The sequence below is a fragment of the Nocardioides sp. DN36 genome, assembly GCF_055380375.1.
In genome coordinates this window covers 1,988,056-2,005,820 of the sequence record NZ_AP043823.1, presented here as the reverse complement: position 1 = coordinate 2,005,820, position 17,765 = coordinate 1,988,056, and the positions used below count along the sequence as shown (strand labels likewise).

The window sequence follows — 17,765 nt, the reverse complement described above, 5'->3', positions numbered from 1 at the left end:
GTTGGAACGATCTAAGAACCCGCTAGGGTGAGGGACGTGCGTAGAGCCAAGATCGTCTGCACCCTCGGCCCGGCAACCTCCTCCCCGCGGCGCATCCGCGAGCTGGTGTACGCCGGCATGGACGTCGCCCGGCTGAACATGAGCCACGGCAGCCACGCCGACCACGCCGAGTCCTACCGGTTGGTCCGGGAAGCCTCGGACGCCAGCGGCCACGGGGTCGGCATCTTCGCCGACCTCCAGGGCCCGAAGATCCGCCTGGCGACGTTCTCCGAGGGGCCGGTGCTGCTGCGCCGCGGCCAGGAGTGGACGATCACCACTCGCGACGTCGACGGGAACGACAAGGAGTGCGGCACGACGTACGCCGGCCTCCCCGGTGACGTGAACGTCGGCGACCCGATCCTCATCGACGACGGCAAGGTGCGGCTGCGGGTCACCGCGGTCGAGGACCAGGACGTCCGCACCGAGGTGCTGGTCGGCGGCAAGGTCAGCAACCACAAGGGCATCAACCTGCCCGGCGTCGCGGTGTCCGTGCCGGCGCTGTCGGAGAAGGACATCGAGGACCTGCGGTTCGCGCTGCACCTGACGGTGGACTTCATCGCGCTCAGCTTCGTGCGCGACGCCAAGGACGCCGACGACGTCCGCAAGATCATGGACGAGGAGGGCGTGCGCCTCCCCGTCATCGCAAAGATCGAGAAGCCCCAGGCGATCGAGAACCTCGACGAGGTCATCGCCGCCTTCGACGGCTTCATGGTGGCTCGCGGCGACCTCGGCGTGGAGTGCCCGCTCGAGGACGTGCCGTTCCTCCAGAAGCAGGTCATCGAGAAGGCCCGGCTCAACGCCAAGCCCGTCATCGTCGCGACCCAGATGCTCGAGTCGATGGTGTCCAACCCGGCGCCGACCCGGGCGGAGGCCTCCGACGTCGCCAACGCCGTGCTCGACGGCGCCGACGCAGTGATGCTGTCCGGCGAGACGAGCGTGGGGGAGTACCCCGTCCACACCGTCGAGACGATGGCCAAGATCATCTCCGCGACCGAGCGGCACGCCCTCGAGCAGGACGGCCCCGGCCAGCTGCGCGAGATCGACTGGGACCCGCACACCAAGGGCGGAGTGATCGCCAAGGCGGCCGCGGAGGTCGCCGAGCGCGTCGGCGCGAAGTACGTCGTCGCCTTCACGCAGAGCGGCGACTCGGCCCGCCGGATGTCGCGGCTGCGCGGCCCGGTGCCGCTGCTGGCGTTCACGCCGGAGGCGGCGGTGCGCTCGCAGCTCGCGCTGAGCTGGGGCGTGGAGACGTTCAAGACGGCGTCCGTCGAGCACACCGACGAGATGGTCCGCCAGGTCGACGAGCAGCTGCTGCGCATCGGCCGGGTCGAGGAGGGCGACCTGGTCGTCATCATCGCCGGCGCGCCTCCCGGCATCCCGGGCTCGACCAACGCGCTGCGGATCCACCGGATGGGGGACGCCATCAACGGGGTCGCGCCCGCCTACCGTCGTAGCTGAGGATCGGCGCCGGGCCACTCGCGTCCGGCGACCATCCGGGTCGCCCAGTTGCGCACCCGTGAGCCGTCGGAGTGGAACAGGCCGCGCAGGAACTCGGCCGGGTGCTCCTCCACGATGTCCCGCTGCCAGTCCTCGAGCACGATGGGCCGCTCGTGCTTGCGGCCCGGACCGTGCTGCGGGAACAGGCAGGGCCAGTGCTTCCAGTGGGACTGGAGGACGACGCACCCGGGCGCCGGCACCCGGAACACCGGGCGTCCGGGATGCACGTGGGTGACGACGTCGACCACGTCCTCGATGGTCGCGGGGTACGTCGCGTCGCAGGTGATGCGCAGCGCGTAGTGGCGCGCGGCCCGGCTGACCTCCGACAGTGTCGCCCCGGTCGCCAGGTGCTCGAGCGCCTGCTCCTGGACATGGCGCGAGTACATGCGGGGAGGCTGCCAGGATGCGCCGACACCGCACGTCCGACGGGTGCCCCGGGTGGGATTCGAACCCACACTGGATGGTGTTTGAGACCACTCTCTCTGCCGTTGGAGTACCGGGGCCGGCGGAGCCAGACCTTATCCGATCAGAAATCGGTGAGAACTCTTGGGCAATCTCTACTAATCCGATAGACTTAAACTTCGGCAAGGATGGGGAGAGTGCCATGGTGAGGTTCTGGCTCTGGGGGCGACGGAGCAACGAGCGGGCGGTCGACAACGCCCGCAGCGCGGCGACCGACCTGAGCCGCCTGCGCGTCGAGCGCGACGAGGTCGAGATCTTCCTCGCCGAGCTCGGCCGACGGCGCACCGCCGCACCGCAGCCGGCCTGAGCGACGACACCGGACCGGGCGGCGCGGGTGGCCCCCGGCGGCTGCCGATAATCTTCTGCTCGTGACCGAGCCCGCAGCCGCCACCCCGCGCACCGTCGTCATCGCCGAGGACGAGGCGCTGATTCGCATGGACCTCGCCGAGATGCTCACCGAGGAGGGGTACGACGTCGTCGGCCAGGCCGGCGACGGGGCCCGGGCCGTGGAGCTCGCCGAGCAGCTCCGGCCCGACCTGGTGATCCTCGACGTCAAGATGCCCGTCCTCGACGGGATCGCGGCCGCCGAGCGGATCGCCGGTCAGCGCATCGCGCCGGTCGTGATCCTGACGGCGTTCTCCCAGCGCGACCTGGTCGATCGCGCCCGCGACGCCGGCGCGATGGCGTACCTGGTCAAGCCCTTCACTCAGGGCGACCTGGTGCCGGCCATCGAGATGGCGGTGAGCCGGTTCGCCGAGCTCAGTCAGCTCGAGACCGAGGTGGCCGACCTGCAGGACCGCCTGGAGACCCGCAAGGCGGTCGACCGGGCCAAGAGCATCCTGCAGCAGCAGCTGCAGCTCACCGAGCCCGAGGCGTTCCGCTGGATCCAGAAGACCGCGATGGACCTGCGGCTCTCGATGCGCCAGGTGGCCGAGGGGGTCGTCACCCACGGTCCCGGCATCGCCGGCTGAGGGCCGTCAGCAGCCACGCGCGCCGACGCTCATGACACGGCCGCGTGTCGCCGATGTCACGACTCGGTAAAGGCCGGAACGACTCGTCGTCTCGGCGTGGGGATGTGGCACGGCCCACGTTCTGGACCCCTAGACTGCCGGGCAGCGCCCGCCGGGTGCCTGGATCGGAGGACCGAGTTGACGTCTCGAAAGTCAGTCCATGAGCGGGGAGCGGAGAGGGGTGTTCGGCAGGGCTTCGCCGGCGTCGTCGTGACGCTGCTCCTGGCTCCGCTGGTCCTCCTGCTGGGTGCTCCACCTGCGAACGCGGTCGGCACCCTGTGCCTTCCCTCGCAGGACGCCGCCTGCATCGCGGGCACCGTGCGGTCCGACGAGGGCGTCGTCCCGGACGTGAAGCTGACGATCACCGACGAGGCGGGCAACGCCGAGGAGGTCACCACGGGCGACGACGGCAAGTGGAGCCTCCAGGTCAAGAAGGAGGGCCCCTACACGGTGGCGCTCCAGGAGGACAGCCTGCCCGACGGGACGGCCGTGTCCGGCAAGTCCGAGATCACCGTCCAGGCCAAGTTCGCCAAGACCGTCCCGGCACTGATCCCGGTGCGGACCTCGGCGTACGTCTCCTCGACGAGCAAGTTCGACGAGCTGATCCAGAGCTCGGCGAACGGCCTGCGGCTCGGCCTGCTGCTGGCCCTCGCCTCGATCGGGCTCTCGCTGATCTACGGCACGACCGGCCTCTCGAACTTCGCCCACGCGGAGCAGGTCACCCTGGGCGGCATCCTCGGCTACGTCCTCATCAACGAGCACGGGCTCAACATCTTGGTCGGTGGCCTGCTCGTCGTGATCCTCTGTGGCTTCACCGGCTGGTTCCAGGACCGGGTGATGTGGATGCCGCTTCGGCGTCGGGGCCTCGGGCTGACCCAGATGATGATCGTGACGATCGGTCTCTCGCTGGCCCTGCAGTACACCTTCCAGTACACCATCGGCGCGCGCACCGTCCGCGTCGTGCAGGACAACCCCTCGGTCCGCGAGATCGGCCCGATCACGATGACCAACCAGTCGTTCGTGGCGATGGCCATCTCGATCGTGGTCATCGCGGCCGTGGGCTACGCCCTGCTGCGGACCCGCGTCGGTCGCGCCACCCGCGCGGTGTCCGACAACCCGGCTCTCGCCGCCGCGTCCGGCATCGACGTGGACAAGGTGATCCGGCTCGTCTGGACCGTCGCCATGGCGCTCGCCGGGCTCTCCGGCCTGCTCTACGCCCTGGTCACCAACGGCATCAAGTGGGACTCCGGCCTGCAGATCCTGCTGCTGCTCTTCGCGGCCGTCACCCTCGGAGGCCTGGGCACCGCCTTCGGCGCCCTGGTCGGCTCGCTCATCATCGGCCTGGTCGTCGAGCTCTCCCCGGTGCTCGGCATGCCCGGTGACTTCAAGTACGCCACCGCGCTGTTGATCCTCATCCTCCTGCTGCTGGTCAGGCCCCAGGGTCTGCTCGGCCGCCCGGAGCGGGTCGGTTAGGAAGGACGCGTCATGGACACTCTCCAGTCGATTCTCAACTCGATGCTGCGCGAGGCGATCTCGCCGCAGACCGCTGCCGTGGCGATCGCCGCGATCGGCCTGAACATCCACTTCGGCTTCACCGGGCTGCTCAACATCGGCCAGTCCGGCTTCATGCTGCTCGGTGCCTACGGCTTCGCGATCTCGATCGGCCACGACCTCCCGCTCATCGTCGGCATCATCATCGGCTTCGCCGCCGCGTTCGTGTTCGCACTGGTGCTGGGAGCCCCGACGCTGAAGCTGCGCGGCGACTACCTGGCCATCGTGACGATCTCGGCCGCCGAGATCATCAGGTACGTCGGCAGATCGGCGCTGCTGACCGACTTCACGGGTGCGGCCCAGGGCCTGCAGGGCGTCACCTACCGCTCCCCGTTCAGCAACCTGTCCTTCTTCGGTGGCGGCGACTCCACGCTGAGCCCCTACAACTACCTCGACGTCGCGAACGGTGCGGGCTGGGTGCGCCTGATGGGCTGGCTGGTCCTGGTCGCGACGGTCGCCGGCATCGTGGCCCTGGTCCGCTCGGGCAGCCGCGCCGGCACCACCGCACGGCGTACGGCGGTCGGCGCCCTCATCGCCCTCGGCGTCTTCATGCTGTTCTTCCTGATGCCGGTGAACTACCAGAACACCGGTGTCAGCGGCTGGTGGGTCCGGTTCGTCGCCTGGCTGCTGGTGGGCGTCTGCCTGCTGGTGGTGTTCCTGCTGGTGCGCAGCCCCTGGGGCCGCCTGCTGCGCGGGATCCGCGAGGACGAGGACGCGATCCGCAGCCTCGGCAAGAACGTCTTCGCCATCAAGATGCAGGCGCTGGTCATCGGCGGTCTCTTCGGTGCCCTCGGCGGCATGCTCTACGTGCTGCCCGCCTCGGTGCAGCCCGACTCCATGGGCCGCTCGCTGACGTTCTTCTGCTACACCGCGCTGCTGCTCGGTGGCGCGGCCACCATCTTCGGGCCGGTGCTCGGGTCGATCATCTTCTACTCGGCACGCATCATGATCAAGGGCATCGCCAACGGCTACGTCCCCGACAGCATCATGAACGGCCAGCAGACCGAGCAGTTCTCCTACATCGTCGTGGGTGTGGCGCTGATGCTCATCGTGATCTTCCGGCCACAAGGGATCCTCGGGAACAAGAGGGAGCTGCGGTTCAATGTCTGAGTCAACGGTGAGCAGGTCCGACCTGTCCGACCCGGAGGCACGCCGTCTTCTGATGTCCGGGGTCGACACCTCGCCCGGGGCGGCCAAGCCCGACCCGATCCTGGTGGTCGACAAGATCGTCCGCCAGTTCGGCGGCATGACTGCGGTGGACGTCGAGCACCTCGAGGTCCAGCGCGGCATCATCACCGCCCTGATCGGCCCCAACGGTGCCGGCAAGACGACGTTCTTCAACCTGATCACCGGGTTCGACCGGCCGACGTCGGCGAAGACCGGGGCCCACTGGTCCTTCGACGGCTCGAAGCTGGACAAGACGTCCGCCTCGAGCGTCGCCAAGGCCGGCATGGTCCGCACCTTCCAGCTCACGAAGGCGTTGAGCCGGATGACGGTGATGGACAACATGATGCTCGGCGCCCAGGACCAGGCGGGGGAGAACCTCCTCAAGTGCGTCTTCCGGCCCCTGTGGAGCCGCCAGGAGCGCGAGATCGAGGAGAAGGCCAAGGAGCTGCTCGCGCGCTTCAAGCTGCTGGAGAAGAAGGACGACTACGCCGGCAGCCTGTCCGGCGGCCAGCGCAAGCTCCTCGAGATGGCCCGGGCCCTGATGAGCGACCCGAAGATGATCATGCTCGACGAGCCGATGGCGGGCGTGAACCCCGCGCTCACCCAGTCGCTCCTCGGGCACATCCAGAGCCTGCGCGACGAGGGCATGACCGTGCTCTTCGTCGAGCACGACATGCACGTCGTCCGGCACATCTCGGACTGGGTCAACGTGATGGCCGAGGGGCGGCTGGTGGCGGAGGGTCCGGCCGACTCGGTCATGTCCGACACGGCCGTGATCGACGCCTACCTCGGCGCCCACCACGACACCGACCTGGGCGACGACGCGCTGCTCAGCGACGAGGTCATGGAGGAGCTCGAGGCGCAAGTGGCCGCCGAGCGCGAGGAGGAGTCCCAGTGAGTGCAGAGCCCCTGCCGGGCAACCAGAAGGCGGTCGTCGAGGCGAAGGACGTCGTGGCGGGCTACCTCCCCGGCGTCAACATCCTCAACGGCTGCAGCCTGGTCGCCTACCCCGGCGAGATGATCGGGATCATCGGCCCCAACGGAGCCGGCAAGTCCACCCTCCTCAAGGCCATGTTCGGCCTGGTGAAGGTGCACTCCGGCACCGTCATGCTGGGGGACCGCGACATCACCAACCTGCGCACCAACCAGCTGGTGGAGATGGGCGTCGGCTTCGTGCCGCAGACCAACAACGTCTTCCCGTCGCTCTCCATCGAGGAGAACCTCCGGATGGGCCTGTTCCTGCGCCCGAAGAAGGTCTCCGAGCGGCTGGCCGCCATGTGGGACCTCTTCCCGGTCCTGCACGACCGGCGCAACCAGAGCGCCGGCGCCCTGTCCGGGGGCGAGCGCCAGTCGCTGGCGATGGCGCGGGCGCTGATGATGGAGCCGTCGGTGCTGCTGCTCGACGAGCCGTCCGCCGGCCTGTCGCCGGTGCGCCAGGACGAGACCTTCCTGCGCACCCGCCGGATCAACAAGACCGGCGTCTGCGTGGTCATGGTCGAGCAGAACGCCCGTCGGTGCCTGCAGATCTGCGACCGGGGCTACGTCCTGGACCAGGGCCGCGACGCCTACACCGGCACCGGCCGCGAGCTCGCCAACGACCCCAAGGTCATCGAGCTCTACCTCGGCACGCTGGCCAAGGACGTCGAGGAGGAGCACCCCAAGCACTGAGCCGCCCAGTCAGGTCCCAGGAGGTCGGAGCGGTGAAACGCCTGTCCGTCGTGCTGCTGGTCGACGCGCGAGGGAGGCTGCTGCTCCAGGAGCGCGATGAGCATGCCCCCGTCGCACCCGACACCTGGGGCATGGTCGGCGGACAGGTGGAGGCAGGTGAGGATCCCGAGCAGGCTGCTCACCGGGAGCTCGCCGAGGAGACGGGACTCGTCCTGACGCGAGGTCTGCAGCTCTGGCGTGAGACGACGTGGAGCTACCCATTCGCCGAGCCCAACCACTACTTCCTCTGGACCGCCCCCACCGACGCCACGGACGAGGACGTCGCGGTCGGCGAGGGTCGCCAGATCGTGTTCCTGGCGCCCGAGGCGATCGCGGGTCTCGCTCTCGGCGGCTCTGCTGCGTACTTCGTGCCCGCGTTCCTCGAGTCGCGGACGTACGCATCGCTGCGCCCTCTCGCCTGAAGGGCTGGGCGCGCCACCGAGCCGCCGGCCGCACGCAGAAGGGCCCCGGACCGTGAGGTCCGGGGCCCGACTGGTGTGTGTGTCAGTCAGACGAGCGTGCGGGTCAGGAGGATCCCTCGACCGAGTTGCTCAGCTCGTTCTTGTTGTCGCCGTTGAAGGTGTAGATGCCGATGAACGCCGAGGACGGGTCGTTCTTGTCGTTGATCGGACCGATGCCCGACGGGCCGGCGTACCGGATCTCCTTGCCTGCCTTGAGCAGGTCGAGGCAGTCGGCGTAGGTCTTGCACTCCTCGCCACCGGTCGCGCCGGAGACCGCCGCGTAGTTCTTCTGGATGGTCTCGGAGTCGGTCCCGCCGCCCTTCACCGCGGCGAGCGCGGCGAGGATGGTGGCGTCGTAGGACTCGGCACCGTAGGCGTAGTCGGTGAGCGGCTTGCCCTCGCCGACCTCGGCCCACCCGCTGAGGCGATCCTTGAACGCGGCGTCGGGGTCGGCGCCGGGGATGGTGCCCTGGGCGCCCTCGAGGGTGCCCTTCTCGAACGTCGAGCTGTAGTCAGCCGTGTTGCCGTCGGAGAAGTAGGTCTTCGACATGTCCCAGCCCTGCGAGGCGAGCTCGGGCACGATCTGCTTGGTCTCGTCGAACGCGAGCACCACGATGGCGTCGGGCTTGGACGCGAGCGCCGCGCTGACCTCGGACGAGAACGTCGTCTGGCCGGCCGGGAACTCGTCGCCGTCACCCTTGCAGCCGTAGACGCACTCGCCGCCGGAGCCCGTGATGGTCTCCTCGACGGCGTTGCGCAGGCCGGTGCCGTAGGTGTCGTTGAACACCAGGAAGGCAACCTTCTGGTAGCCGTCGGTGCTGATCAGGGTGCCGAGCGCGTTGCCCTGGATGCCGTCCGGCGGGGCGGTGCGGAAGTAGTACGGCGAGTAGCCGCTCAGGTCCACCGCGGTGTTCGCGGGGGAGACCTCGACGATCTTGTTGTCGGCGAAGGTGTCGACGACGTTCAGCGACACGCTCGAGGACGCGGCACCGATGACGACCGACGGCTTGTTGGCGATGAGGGTGCCGGCCGAGGAGGTGGAGACCGACATGTCGGTCGAGTCACCGGAGTCCTGGATGTCGTGGCAGGCCTTGGCGCCGTCGACGCCGCCCGCGGCGTTGATGTCCGACACGGCCAGGCCCACGCCCGCGACCTCCGGGGGACCGAGGAACGCGAGGTTTCCGGTGAGCGGCAGGATGCCGCCGACCCGCAGCGCGTCGGCGCTGGTCTGGCTGCCGGAGCACTTGTCGTTGGTGAACTTGTCGCTCGAGGAGGCCGACTCGGACGAGGACGAGGACGTCTTGTCCGAGGCGTTGGTGTCGCCGGAGTCGTCGGAGCCACAGGCGGTCAGGGCGAAGCTGAGCGCGGCGGTGCCGGCCATCACCCTGAGCCAGGTGGCGTTGGTGGATCGATTCACGGGGTGAACCTTTCTGTCGCGTGGAGGTGCACTTCTCCGCAGCCCGTCCCCGAGAGGTTGGGCAGGCGATGCCACGGTAGGTGCGGCTGGAGTGTGCCGGGTCACAGGGCACCCTGTCGTGACCGAACCGTTACCTCAATGGATCCAGGCCGCAAACTGCACGAAAAAGGGGGCGACGACCAGCGCCGGAAGCAGGTCGGCCACGGGGATCTCCCGCACCCGCAGCAGCCGGAGGGCCACGCCGACCAGCAGCAGGCCCCCGGTGGCGGTCAGCGCGGCGAGGTGCGGCGCGGGCAGCACGTCGCCGAGCAGGAAGCCCACCACGGTGAGGCTGCCCTGCACGGTCACCACGGTCACGACGCTGGCCGCGACCCCCCAGCCGAAGGACGCAGCGAAGGCGATCGCCGCGAAGCCGTCGAGGACCGCCTTGAGGAACAGCTGGTCCGCCCCGTTGCCGAGCCCGTCGTTGAGCGAGCCCAGGATGGTGAGCGGGCCCGTGCAGAACAACAGGGAAGCGGTCACGAAGCCCTCGATGAACCGGTGCCGCTCCACCGACCCGGCCTCGCCGGACAGTCGTCGCTGCAGCCAGCCGCCGAACCGCTCCACCCGCTCCTCGAGGCGCAGCAGCGAGCCGGCGATCCCGCCGACCAGCAGGGAGCCCAGCACCACCAGCATCGGGGCGCTCGACCCGACCGCGTCGGAGAGGTCGCCGTCGAGCACCACCATCGCGGACGTGCCGGCGATCAGCAGGGTGACGAGCCCGAGCGCATCGGTCACGACGTCGCGGGTGCGCACCGGCAGTCGGTTGCCGAGCAGGACCCCGGCGGTGGCCCCGACGAGGACGGTGAGGACGTTCACGACGGTGCCGATACCGGGGAACACGGGACTCCTCTGACAGGTCGGGGACCCTGAGCGTAGTCTCGCCCTTTGGAGTCGCGCCGCGGGGGACCGAGCGGCGCGACCACCCCCGGCACGACGGCCTGAAAGGCTGACGAGATGACCCGCTCACTGGTGGCGCTGCGCTGCGCACTGCCGTCCGACGCACCCCTGCTCACCGAGCTGTGGACCGAGGTGCTGCGACGGGTCGACCGCGAGGAGCAGCTGGCTGACCTGGTGACGATCATCGAGCGTGCCGCCGCGTCGCCGACCGAGCGGATCGTGGTCGCCGAGTACGACGGCGAGGTCGCCGGCGCCGTCCACCTGCAGGTCACGACGATGACGCCGCTGAACCTCGAGCCGACCGTGCTCGCGGTCTCGCCCCACGTCTTCCCCCAGTACCGCCGCCACGGCGTCGGCCGGGCGCTGATGGACTCGGCGGTGGCCTTCGCCGAGGACCGGGGGATCGGTCACGTCGCGACCGCGGCCGCGGCCGGCTCGCGCGACGCCAACCGGTTCATGGCCCGGCTCGCGCTGGGACCGCAGGCGGTGCTGCGGGTGGCGACGACCCACGCCGTACGCTCCAAGCTCACCGCGCAGCGGCCGGCCACCGCGCACCGCCACGGCGGCCGTCAGCTCACGCAGGTGCTGGCCGCGCGACGCTCGATGCGCCGCAACCAGTCCTCCACCGTGGGCGACGCCACCGGCTGAGCCCGTCCTCGGTCGAGCCCCTCAGCGGGTGAGCTTCTCCCGGGGGATCAGCGCGCAGGTGATCCGCGACGTGCAGACCCGGCGCCCCTCCTCGTCGGAGATGACCACCTCGTAGGTCGCCGTGCTGCGCCCGAGGTGCACCGCCGTGGCCACACCCGTGACGGTGCCCGAGCGGGCAGAGCGGTGGTGGGTGGCGTTGATGTCGACGCCGACCGAGAGCCGGTCGGGGTGCGCGTGCGCGGCCGAGCCCACCGAGCCCAGGGTCTCGGCGAGCACCACCGAGGCGCCGCCGTGCAGCAGTCCGTAGGGCTGGGTGTTGCCCTCGACGGGCATGGTGCCCACGACCCGCTCGGCCGAGACCTCCACGAGCTCGATGCCCATCCGCTCGTTGAGGCTGCCCATGCCCTCGGGCATGGAGGAGAGGTACTCGGCGACGGTGGTGTCGCCGGGCGCGGACGTGGTGGCGGGGTCGGTCATGGCGCCATTGTGGCGCACGCCGTTGCCGCCCCGGGGGCCGTCCCCGCCGCCGGATAGAGTCGCGCCGTGCCTGAGCTCGCCGCCACCCCGACCGCCACCGACCGCCCACGCCTGCTGCTCCTCGACGGCCACTCGCTGGCCTACCGGGCGTTCTTCGCGCTGCCGGTGGAGAACTTCTCGACGACCACGGGGCAGCACACGAACGCCGTCTACGGCTTCACCTCGATGCTCATCAACGTGCTGCGCGACGAGCAGCCGACCCATGTCGCGGTCGCGTTCGACGTCTCGCGCCAGGGCTTCCGGATGGACGAGTACCCGGACTACAAGGCCAAGCGCAACAAGACCCCCGACGAGTTCAAGAGCCAGCTGCCGCTGATCGAGGAGGTCCTCGACGCGCTGCACATCCCCTTCCTGAAGAAGGAGGGCTACGAGGCCGACGACATCATCGCGACCCTGGTCACCGAGGCGCTCGCCGCCGACCTCGACGTGCTCATCCTGACCGGCGACCGCGACAGCCTCCAGCTGGTGACCGACCACTCGACGGTGCTCTACCCGATGCGTGGTGTGTCCGACCTGTCGCGGATGACGCCCGAGGCGGTCGAGACGAAGTACGGCGTCCCACCGCACCGCTACCCCGAGCTCGCCGCGCTGGTGGGCGAGGACTCCGACAACCTGCCCGGCGTGCCGGGGGTGGGGCCGAAGACGGCGGCGAAGTGGATCGCCCAGTTCGACGGCCTCGACAACGTGATCACCCACGCCGACCAGATCAAGGGCAAGGCCGGTGACAACCTGCGGGCCCACCTCGGCGACGTGATCCGCAACCGCCGGCTCAACGCCCTGGTCCGCGACCTCGACCTCGAGCTGCACCCGACCGACCTCGCGGTCCGCCCCTGGGACCGGCAGGAGGTCCACACGCTCTTCGACAGCCTCGAGTTCCGGGTGCTGCGCGACCGCCTCTTCGAGACGCTCCAGTCCGAGGAGGAGATCGACGACTCCGGCTTCGAGATGGTCGGCGCCCGGCTCGGCTCGGGCGAGGTGGCCGCCTGGCTGGCCGAGCACGCCGCGCCGGGCGACCGGCGTACGGGCGTGACCGTGCAGGGCACCTGGCGCGCCGGCACCGGTGAGGTCTGGTCGGTCGCCCTCGCGGCCCAGGACGGCACCGCCGCCTGGTTCGACGCGGCCGAGATCACGCCCGAGGACGACACCGCGGTCGCCGGCTGGTTCGCGGACGCCGCGGCCGCCAAGGTGCTCCACGACGCGAAGGGCCCGATGCTGGCGCTCTCGGCGCGGGGCTGGCCGCTCGACGGACTGGTCTCCGACACCGCGCTCGCGGCCTACCTGGTCCGGCCCGACCAGCGCTCCTACGACCTCGCCGACCTGACGCTGCGCTACCTCAAGCGCGAGCTGAAGCAGGAGTCCCAGGACAGCGGCCAGCTCAGCTTCGACACCCTCGACGGTGCCGACACCGGAGCCGCCGACACCTCGATGCTGCACGCCCGGGCGGTGCTCGACCTCGCCGAGGCACTCGACGACGCGATCGAGGCGCACGGCGGTGCGCGCCTGCTGGCCGACATCGAGCTGCCGCTGGTGCACCTGCTGGCCCAGCTCGAGCGCACCGGCATCGCGGTCGACACCGACCACCTCGAGAGCCTCGAGAGCCACTTCGCGGGCGAGGTCAAGATGGCCGCGGACGACGCGTTCGCCGTGATCGGCAAGGAGATCAACCTCGGCTCGCCCAAGCAGCTGCAGGTGGTGCTGTTCGACGAGCTCGACATGCCGAAGACCAAGCGCACCAAGACCGGCTGGACCACCGACGCCGACGCGCTGCAGCAGCTCTACGAGAAGACCGAGCACCCGTTCCTGCTCGCCCTGCTGCGGCACCGCGACGTCACCCGGCTGCGGCAGACGATCGAGGGGCTGCTCAAGACCGTCGCCGAGGACGGCCGCATCCACACCACCTTCAACCAGACGATCGCCGCCACCGGTCGCCTCTCCAGCACCGATCCCAACCTGCAGAACATCCCGATCCGCACCGAGGAGGGACGACGCATCCGGGAAGGCTTCGTCGTGGGCGCGGGCTACGAGTCGCTGATGACCGCCGACTACAGCCAGATCGAGATGCGGATCATGGCCCACCTCTCCGAGGACGCGCTCCTCATCGAGGCGTTCCGGTCCGGCCAGGACTTCCACTCGATCACCGCCGCCCGGGTCTTCGACGTGCCGCCCGACGAGGTCAACGTCGAGATGCGCGCCAAGATCAAGGCGATGAACTACGGGCTCGCCTACGGCCTGTCCGCCTTCGGCCTGAGCCAGCAGCTGCGGATCGAGCCGAGCGAGGCGCGCGGCCTGATGGACGAGTACTTCCAGACCTTCGGCGGGGTGCGCGACTACCTCGCCGGCGTCGTGGACGAGGCGCGCCGCTCCGGCTTCACCGAGACCATCTGGGGTCGCCGGCGCTACCTTCCGGACCTGACCAGCGACAACCGGCAGCGGCGCGAGATGGCCGAGCGGATGGCGCTCAACGCGCCGATCCAGGGGTCGGCCGCCGACCTGATCAAGGTGGCGATGCTCAACGTCCAGCGCGCGATCGAGGAAGCTGGGCTGCGCTCCCGCATGCTGCTCCAGGTCCACGACGAGCTCGTGCTCGAGGTCGCGCCGGGGGAGCGGGAGCCGCTCGAGACACTGGTACGCCGCGAGATGGGCGCCGCCGCCGACCTCGCCGTGCCGCTGGACGTCTCGGTCGGCACCGGTCACAGCTGGCACGAGGCCGCGCACTGACCCACGCCGAGGGGCGCGGCCCGACCGGGGCCCGGGTCAGCCGGCCGGGCCCAGCGGCGGCTCGACCGCGGCCGGCTCCGTGCCGGTGCGGCGCAGGCCGAGCGCCAGCAGGACGACGAACAGCGTGGCGTCGACGAGGATCACGACGGTGAGCAGCTGCTCGAACTCCGTGGTGAGCAGCCCCAGCACCACCAGGGCCACCAGCGCGAGCCAGACCAGCAGCACCGACCGGTGCGCCTGGCGGGCCAGCACGGAGTAGACCAGCAGCTGCAGCATCGACAGCACCGTGCCGAGCACCGCGAAGACCGCGAGGTTGTCGGTGATCTCGGTGTAGTCCGCGCCGCCGACGAAGACCAGAGCCAGCCGCGGCAGCGCGGCGGCACCCAGCGTGACGGCGATGCCGATCCCGGCGACGACGCCCAGGCTGGTGGTCAGCGCCTGGCGTCGCTCGGCGATCGTCGACATCGACGGGAACGCCACGACGACGACGAACTGCGGCAGGAACAGCACGGCCTTGGTGAGGATCAGGCCGCCGGCGTACAGGCCCGCGTCGTGCTCGGGCAGCACGTTGCGCGCCACGATCACGTCGACGTTGGACAGGGCGAAGAACGCGAGCAGCACCTGGGAGTTGCGGAACGTCTCGATCATCACCGACCGGAAGCCGTGCAGCTCGCTGCTGACCCCGGGCTCCCGCTCCCGGCGCAGGAACCACCAGCCGGCGAGGACGGGTGCCACCGCGCCTAGCGCGGTGCCGATGAGGGCGTTGGTCTCGGTGGGGGACCACCAGATCAGCGCCGTGCCGATCACCAGCCGCGGCACGCCGCTGAGCACGTAGAGCACCGACAGCTGCCACCACCGGCGCTCGCCCTGCAGGATCCCGGCCTGGCCGCCCATGATCGTGAACGGGATCGAGGTCAGGGCCACCAGGGCGGCGGTGGGCAGGCTGTCGAGCCGCAGCAGCCGGTTGATGAGGGGGGTGAGGACCAGGAGCAGCACCGCGAGCGCGAGCGCCGCTCGGTAGGTGACGCCCAGGATGGTGCGCTCGATCTGCGCCACGTGGTCGGGATCGGCGGAGATCCGTCGGGCCGCGGTGGCCTGGAGCCCCAGCTGGAGCACCGTGACCACCAGCAGCGTGGCCATCAGGCCCGCGAGCGCGCCGTACGCGGGCGGGCCGAGCAGGCGGGCGGCGACCATCGTGAAGCCGTAGGTCGCGACGTTCATGATGCCCATCGCGACCGCGATCGATCCGCCCCCGCCCAGCAAGGTGGCCAGACGGCCGGATCGGGAAACCACGGGTGGAGCGTAGTGGGCGACCGGACACGCAGGTCTGCCCCGCCGCCTTCCTCGGAGTGTCCCGGCGGGGAGCGGGCTGCGGCGACGACCGTCTCTTAGACTCCGCGGGTGACTCTCCCTGGTGCCGTGCTCCGGTCGATGCGGCCGAAGCAGTGGACCAAGAACCTCCTCGTGGTCGCAGCACCCCTCGCGGCGGGGCAGGTCACCGACGCCGACGTCCTGACGGCGACCCTGGTCGCGTTCGTGGCGTTCTGCCTGGCGTCGTCGGCGATCTACCTCGTCAACGACTGCGCCGACGTGGCGGCGGACCGCCTGCATCCGCGCAAGCGCCACCGCCCGATCGCGGCCGGTCAGCTCGGCGTGCCGACGGCGCTGGCGGTCGCCGGCTGCCTGGCGGTCCTCTCCCTCGCCGCCGCCTTCGCGACCCGGTGGGAGCTCGGGGTCCTGCTGGTCGCCTACCTGGCCGCGCAGGCGCTCTACTCCTTCTGGCTCAAGCACGAGCCGGTCCTCGACATCACCCTGGTGACCGGCGGGTTCCTGATGCGCGCGGTCGCCGGTGGTCTGGCGGCGGGGCTGCCGATCTCCGACTGGTTCCTCCTGGTCGCCGGCTTCGGCTCGCTGTTCATGGTGGCGGGCAAGCGCTACTCCGAGCTGCACACCCTCGGCAGCGAGGCGGGCACGCGCCGCTCCCTGGTGCGCTACACCGACACCTACCTGCGGTTCGTCTGGAGCATCGCGGCGGCCGCGACCACGATGTCGTACTGCCTGTGGGCGTTCGAGAACTCCGGCAGCTCGCAGGTGCCCTGGCACACGCTCTCCATCGTCCCGTTCGTCGTGGGCCTGCTGCGGTACGCCGTCGACATCGACGCGGGTGAGGCCGCCGAGCCCGAGGACATCGTCTGGGGCGACCGGCTGCTGCAGGCGATCGGCCTCACCTGGCTGGTGCTGCTGACCCTGGGGGTCGTCGATGTCTGAGCACCGCGCGCTCTCCGGCTGGGGCGGCACCGCGCCCACGGTGGCCGAGGTGGTCTCGGCCGAGGAAGGCGGCGTTCCTGCGGTGGTGCGCGCGGCCGGGTCCCGGGGACTGATCGCCCGCGGCCTGGGCCGCTCCTACGGCGACCCGGCCCAGAACGCCGGGGGCGCCGTGCTCCTCCCGGTCACGGGGCCGGTGGACGTGGACGCCGCGACGGGCGTCGTGGTCGCTGCGGCCGGCACCAGCCTGCACGACCTGATGACCGTGCTGCTGCCGCACGGCCGCTTCCTCCCGGTCACGCCGGGGACCCGCTACGTCACCGTCGGCGGGGCGATCGCGTGCGACGTGCACGGCAAGAGCCACCACGTCGTCGGCAGCTTCGGTCAGCACGTCGACTGGCTCGAGCTGGTCACCGCGGACGGGGAGACCCGCCGGGTCGGGCCCGACACGGACGGCGAGCTCTTCTGGGCGACGGTCGGCGGCCTGGGCCTCACCGGGGTGATCACCCGGGCCGCGCTGCGGACGATCCCCGTGGAGACGTCGTACGTCTCGGTGACGACGACCCGGCTCCCCGACCTTCGCGCGACGATGGCGGCGATGCGCGAGACCGACGCCGACCACACCTACTCGGTGGCCTGGATCGACACCCTCGCCCGAGGTCGCCACCTCGGCCGCTCGGTCCTGTCCCAGGGCGAGCACGCGACTCGCGAGCAGCTGGGCGGGGGTGCGGCGCGCCGACCCCTCGCGACGCCCCGGGCGCCCCGGCTGGCGGCGCCGCAGCACCTGCCCGGCGGGCTGGTCCGGCCCCTCACGGTGCGCGCGTTCAACGAGCTCTGGTTCCGCAAGGCGCCGGAGCACCGCACCGGCGAGATCCAGTCGCTGTCGACCTTCTTCCACCCGCTGGACGGGGTCGGGGGCTGGAACCGCCTCTACGGCCCGCGCGGCTTCGTGCAGTACCAGTGCGTCGTGCCGGACGACGCCGAGGACGTCATGGCGCGGGTCCTCGAGCGGATCACCGAGCAGGGGCACGCGTCGTTCCTCTCGGTCCTCAAGCGCTTCGGGCCGGGCAACCCCGGTCTGCTGTCGTTCCCGATGGCGGGGTGGACCCTCGCCCTCGACCTGCCCGCGCACCCGGCGCTGACCGGGCTCCTCGACCATCTCGACGAGCTGGTGGTGACGGCGGGCGGGCGGGTCTACCTGGCCAAGGACGCGCGGCTGGCGCCGGAGCGGCTGGGCCGGATGTACCCCCGCCTCGACGACTTCCGGGACGTACGCCGACGCGTCGACCCGGCCGGCGTGTTCCGCTCGGACCTGTCCCGGCGGCTGGAGCTGTGACCCGGTGGATG

17 protein-coding genes and 1 tRNA gene are annotated in these 17,765 nt (G+C 70.6%); 12 read left to right on the top strand and 6 right to left on the bottom strand.

What is annotated here, in order from left to right:
• Positions 1–36 precede the first annotated feature (36 nt).
• Positions 37–1,497, top strand: a complete 1,461-nt coding sequence (gene pyk / locus ACZ43H_RS10515; RefSeq protein WP_464590049.1) for a pyruvate kinase — start codon at positions 37–39, stop codon at positions 1,495–1,497.
• Here the strand turns inward: pyk and ACZ43H_RS10510 are convergent.
• Both ACZ43H_RS10510 and ACZ43H_RS10505 read right to left on the bottom strand, forming a co-directional pair.
• Positions 1,482–1,922, bottom strand: a complete 441-nt coding sequence (locus tag ACZ43H_RS10510; RefSeq protein WP_464590047.1) for a hypothetical protein — start codon at positions 1,920–1,922, stop codon at positions 1,482–1,484. The genes pyk and ACZ43H_RS10510 overlap by 16 nt on opposite strands.
• Positions 1,923–1,966: 44 nt before the next feature.
• A tRNA-Leu gene (locus tag ACZ43H_RS10505) sits at positions 1,967–2,039 on the bottom strand.
• A 101-nt stretch (positions 2,040–2,140) separates the two neighbouring features.
• Here ACZ43H_RS10505 and ACZ43H_RS10500 point away from each other — a divergent pair.
• The 7 genes from ACZ43H_RS10500 (at position 2,141) to ACZ43H_RS10470 (ending at position 7,855) form a co-directional block, all read left to right on the top strand.
• A complete protein-coding gene (locus tag ACZ43H_RS10500) occupies positions 2,141–2,305 on the top strand; it encodes a hypothetical protein (protein WP_464590045.1) in 165 nt (54 codons plus the stop codon).
• Between the two features lie 127 nt (positions 2,306–2,432).
• Positions 2,433–2,969 (top strand): ANTAR domain-containing response regulator, encoded by a 537-nt coding sequence (locus ACZ43H_RS10495; protein WP_464590792.1) that lies wholly within the window; start codon positions 2,433–2,435, stop codon positions 2,967–2,969.
• Positions 2,970–3,218: 249 nt separating this feature from the next.
• On the top strand, positions 3,219–4,481 hold the full coding sequence (locus ACZ43H_RS10490) for a branched-chain amino acid ABC transporter permease (RefSeq protein ID WP_464590043.1): 1,263 nt from the start codon (positions 3,219–3,221) through the stop codon (positions 4,479–4,481).
• 12 nt (positions 4,482–4,493) lie between these two features.
• The gene (locus ACZ43H_RS10485) at positions 4,494–5,669 is read left to right on the top strand and encodes a branched-chain amino acid ABC transporter permease (RefSeq protein WP_464590041.1); all 1,176 of its coding nucleotides are present in this window, start codon (positions 4,494–4,496) and stop codon (positions 5,667–5,669) included.
• A gap of 7 nt (positions 5,670–5,676) precedes the next feature.
• On the top strand, positions 5,677–6,624 hold the full coding sequence (locus ACZ43H_RS10480) for an ABC transporter ATP-binding protein (RefSeq protein WP_464590039.1): 948 nt from the start codon (positions 5,677–5,679) through the stop codon (positions 6,622–6,624).
• Positions 6,621–7,394, top strand: a complete 774-nt coding sequence (locus ACZ43H_RS10475; protein ID WP_464590037.1) for an ABC transporter ATP-binding protein — start codon at positions 6,621–6,623, stop codon at positions 7,392–7,394. The genes ACZ43H_RS10480 and ACZ43H_RS10475 overlap by 4 nt, the downstream gene beginning before the upstream one ends.
• A gap of 32 nt (positions 7,395–7,426) precedes the next feature.
• Positions 7,427–7,855, top strand: coding sequence for an NUDIX domain-containing protein (locus tag ACZ43H_RS10470; protein ID WP_464590035.1), 429 nt, complete (start codon positions 7,427–7,429; stop codon positions 7,853–7,855).
• 103 nt (positions 7,856–7,958) lie between these two features.
• On the opposite strand, the gene ACZ43H_RS10465 is transcribed toward ACZ43H_RS10470, so the two are convergent.
• Together ACZ43H_RS10465 and ACZ43H_RS10460 are read right to left on the bottom strand one after the other, a co-directional pair.
• Positions 7,959–9,311 (bottom strand): ABC transporter substrate-binding protein, encoded by a 1,353-nt coding sequence (locus ACZ43H_RS10465; protein WP_464590033.1) that lies wholly within the window; start codon positions 9,309–9,311, stop codon positions 7,959–7,961.
• A gap of 135 nt (positions 9,312–9,446) precedes the next feature.
• A complete protein-coding gene (locus tag ACZ43H_RS10460) occupies positions 9,447–10,193 on the bottom strand; it encodes a DUF554 domain-containing protein (protein ID WP_464590031.1) in 747 nt (248 codons plus the stop codon).
• A gap of 114 nt (positions 10,194–10,307) precedes the next feature.
• Between ACZ43H_RS10460 and ACZ43H_RS10455 the strand changes: the two genes are divergently transcribed.
• Positions 10,308–10,898 carry a GNAT family N-acetyltransferase gene (locus ACZ43H_RS10455; RefSeq protein ID WP_464590029.1) on the top strand — a complete coding sequence of 197 codons (591 nt, stop codon included), beginning with the start codon at positions 10,308–10,310 and terminating at the stop codon, positions 10,896–10,898.
• A gap of 21 nt (positions 10,899–10,919) precedes the next feature.
• Here the strand turns inward: ACZ43H_RS10455 and ACZ43H_RS10450 are convergent, their stop codons facing one another.
• A complete protein-coding gene (locus ACZ43H_RS10450; protein WP_464590027.1) occupies positions 10,920–11,375 on the bottom strand; it encodes a PaaI family thioesterase in 456 nt (151 codons plus the stop codon).
• A 66-nt stretch (positions 11,376–11,441) separates the two neighbouring features.
• On the opposite strand from ACZ43H_RS10450, the gene polA reads away from it, so the two are divergent.
• A complete protein-coding gene (gene polA / locus ACZ43H_RS10445) occupies positions 11,442–14,153 on the top strand; it encodes a DNA polymerase I (RefSeq protein WP_464590025.1) in 2,712 nt (903 codons plus the stop codon).
• Positions 14,154–14,189: 36 nt separating this feature from the next.
• Here polA and ACZ43H_RS10440 read toward each other — a convergent pair whose 3' ends face one another.
• Positions 14,190–15,446: a lipopolysaccharide biosynthesis protein gene (locus ACZ43H_RS10440; protein ID WP_464590023.1), complete on the bottom strand. Its 1,257-nt coding sequence runs from the start codon at positions 15,444–15,446 to the stop codon at positions 14,190–14,192.
• A gap of 108 nt (positions 15,447–15,554) precedes the next feature.
• Between ACZ43H_RS10440 and ACZ43H_RS10435 the strand changes: the two genes are divergently transcribed.
• Positions 15,555–16,421 carry a decaprenyl-phosphate phosphoribosyltransferase gene (locus tag ACZ43H_RS10435; RefSeq protein ID WP_464590021.1) on the top strand — a complete coding sequence of 289 codons (867 nt, stop codon included), beginning with the start codon at positions 15,555–15,557 and terminating at the stop codon, positions 16,419–16,421.
• Positions 16,414–17,754 (top strand): FAD-binding protein, encoded by a 1,341-nt coding sequence (locus tag ACZ43H_RS10430; protein WP_464590019.1) that lies wholly within the window; start codon positions 16,414–16,416, stop codon positions 17,752–17,754. The genes ACZ43H_RS10435 and ACZ43H_RS10430 overlap by 8 nt, the downstream gene beginning before the upstream one ends.
• The last annotated feature ends 11 nt before the right edge of the window (positions 17,755–17,765 follow it).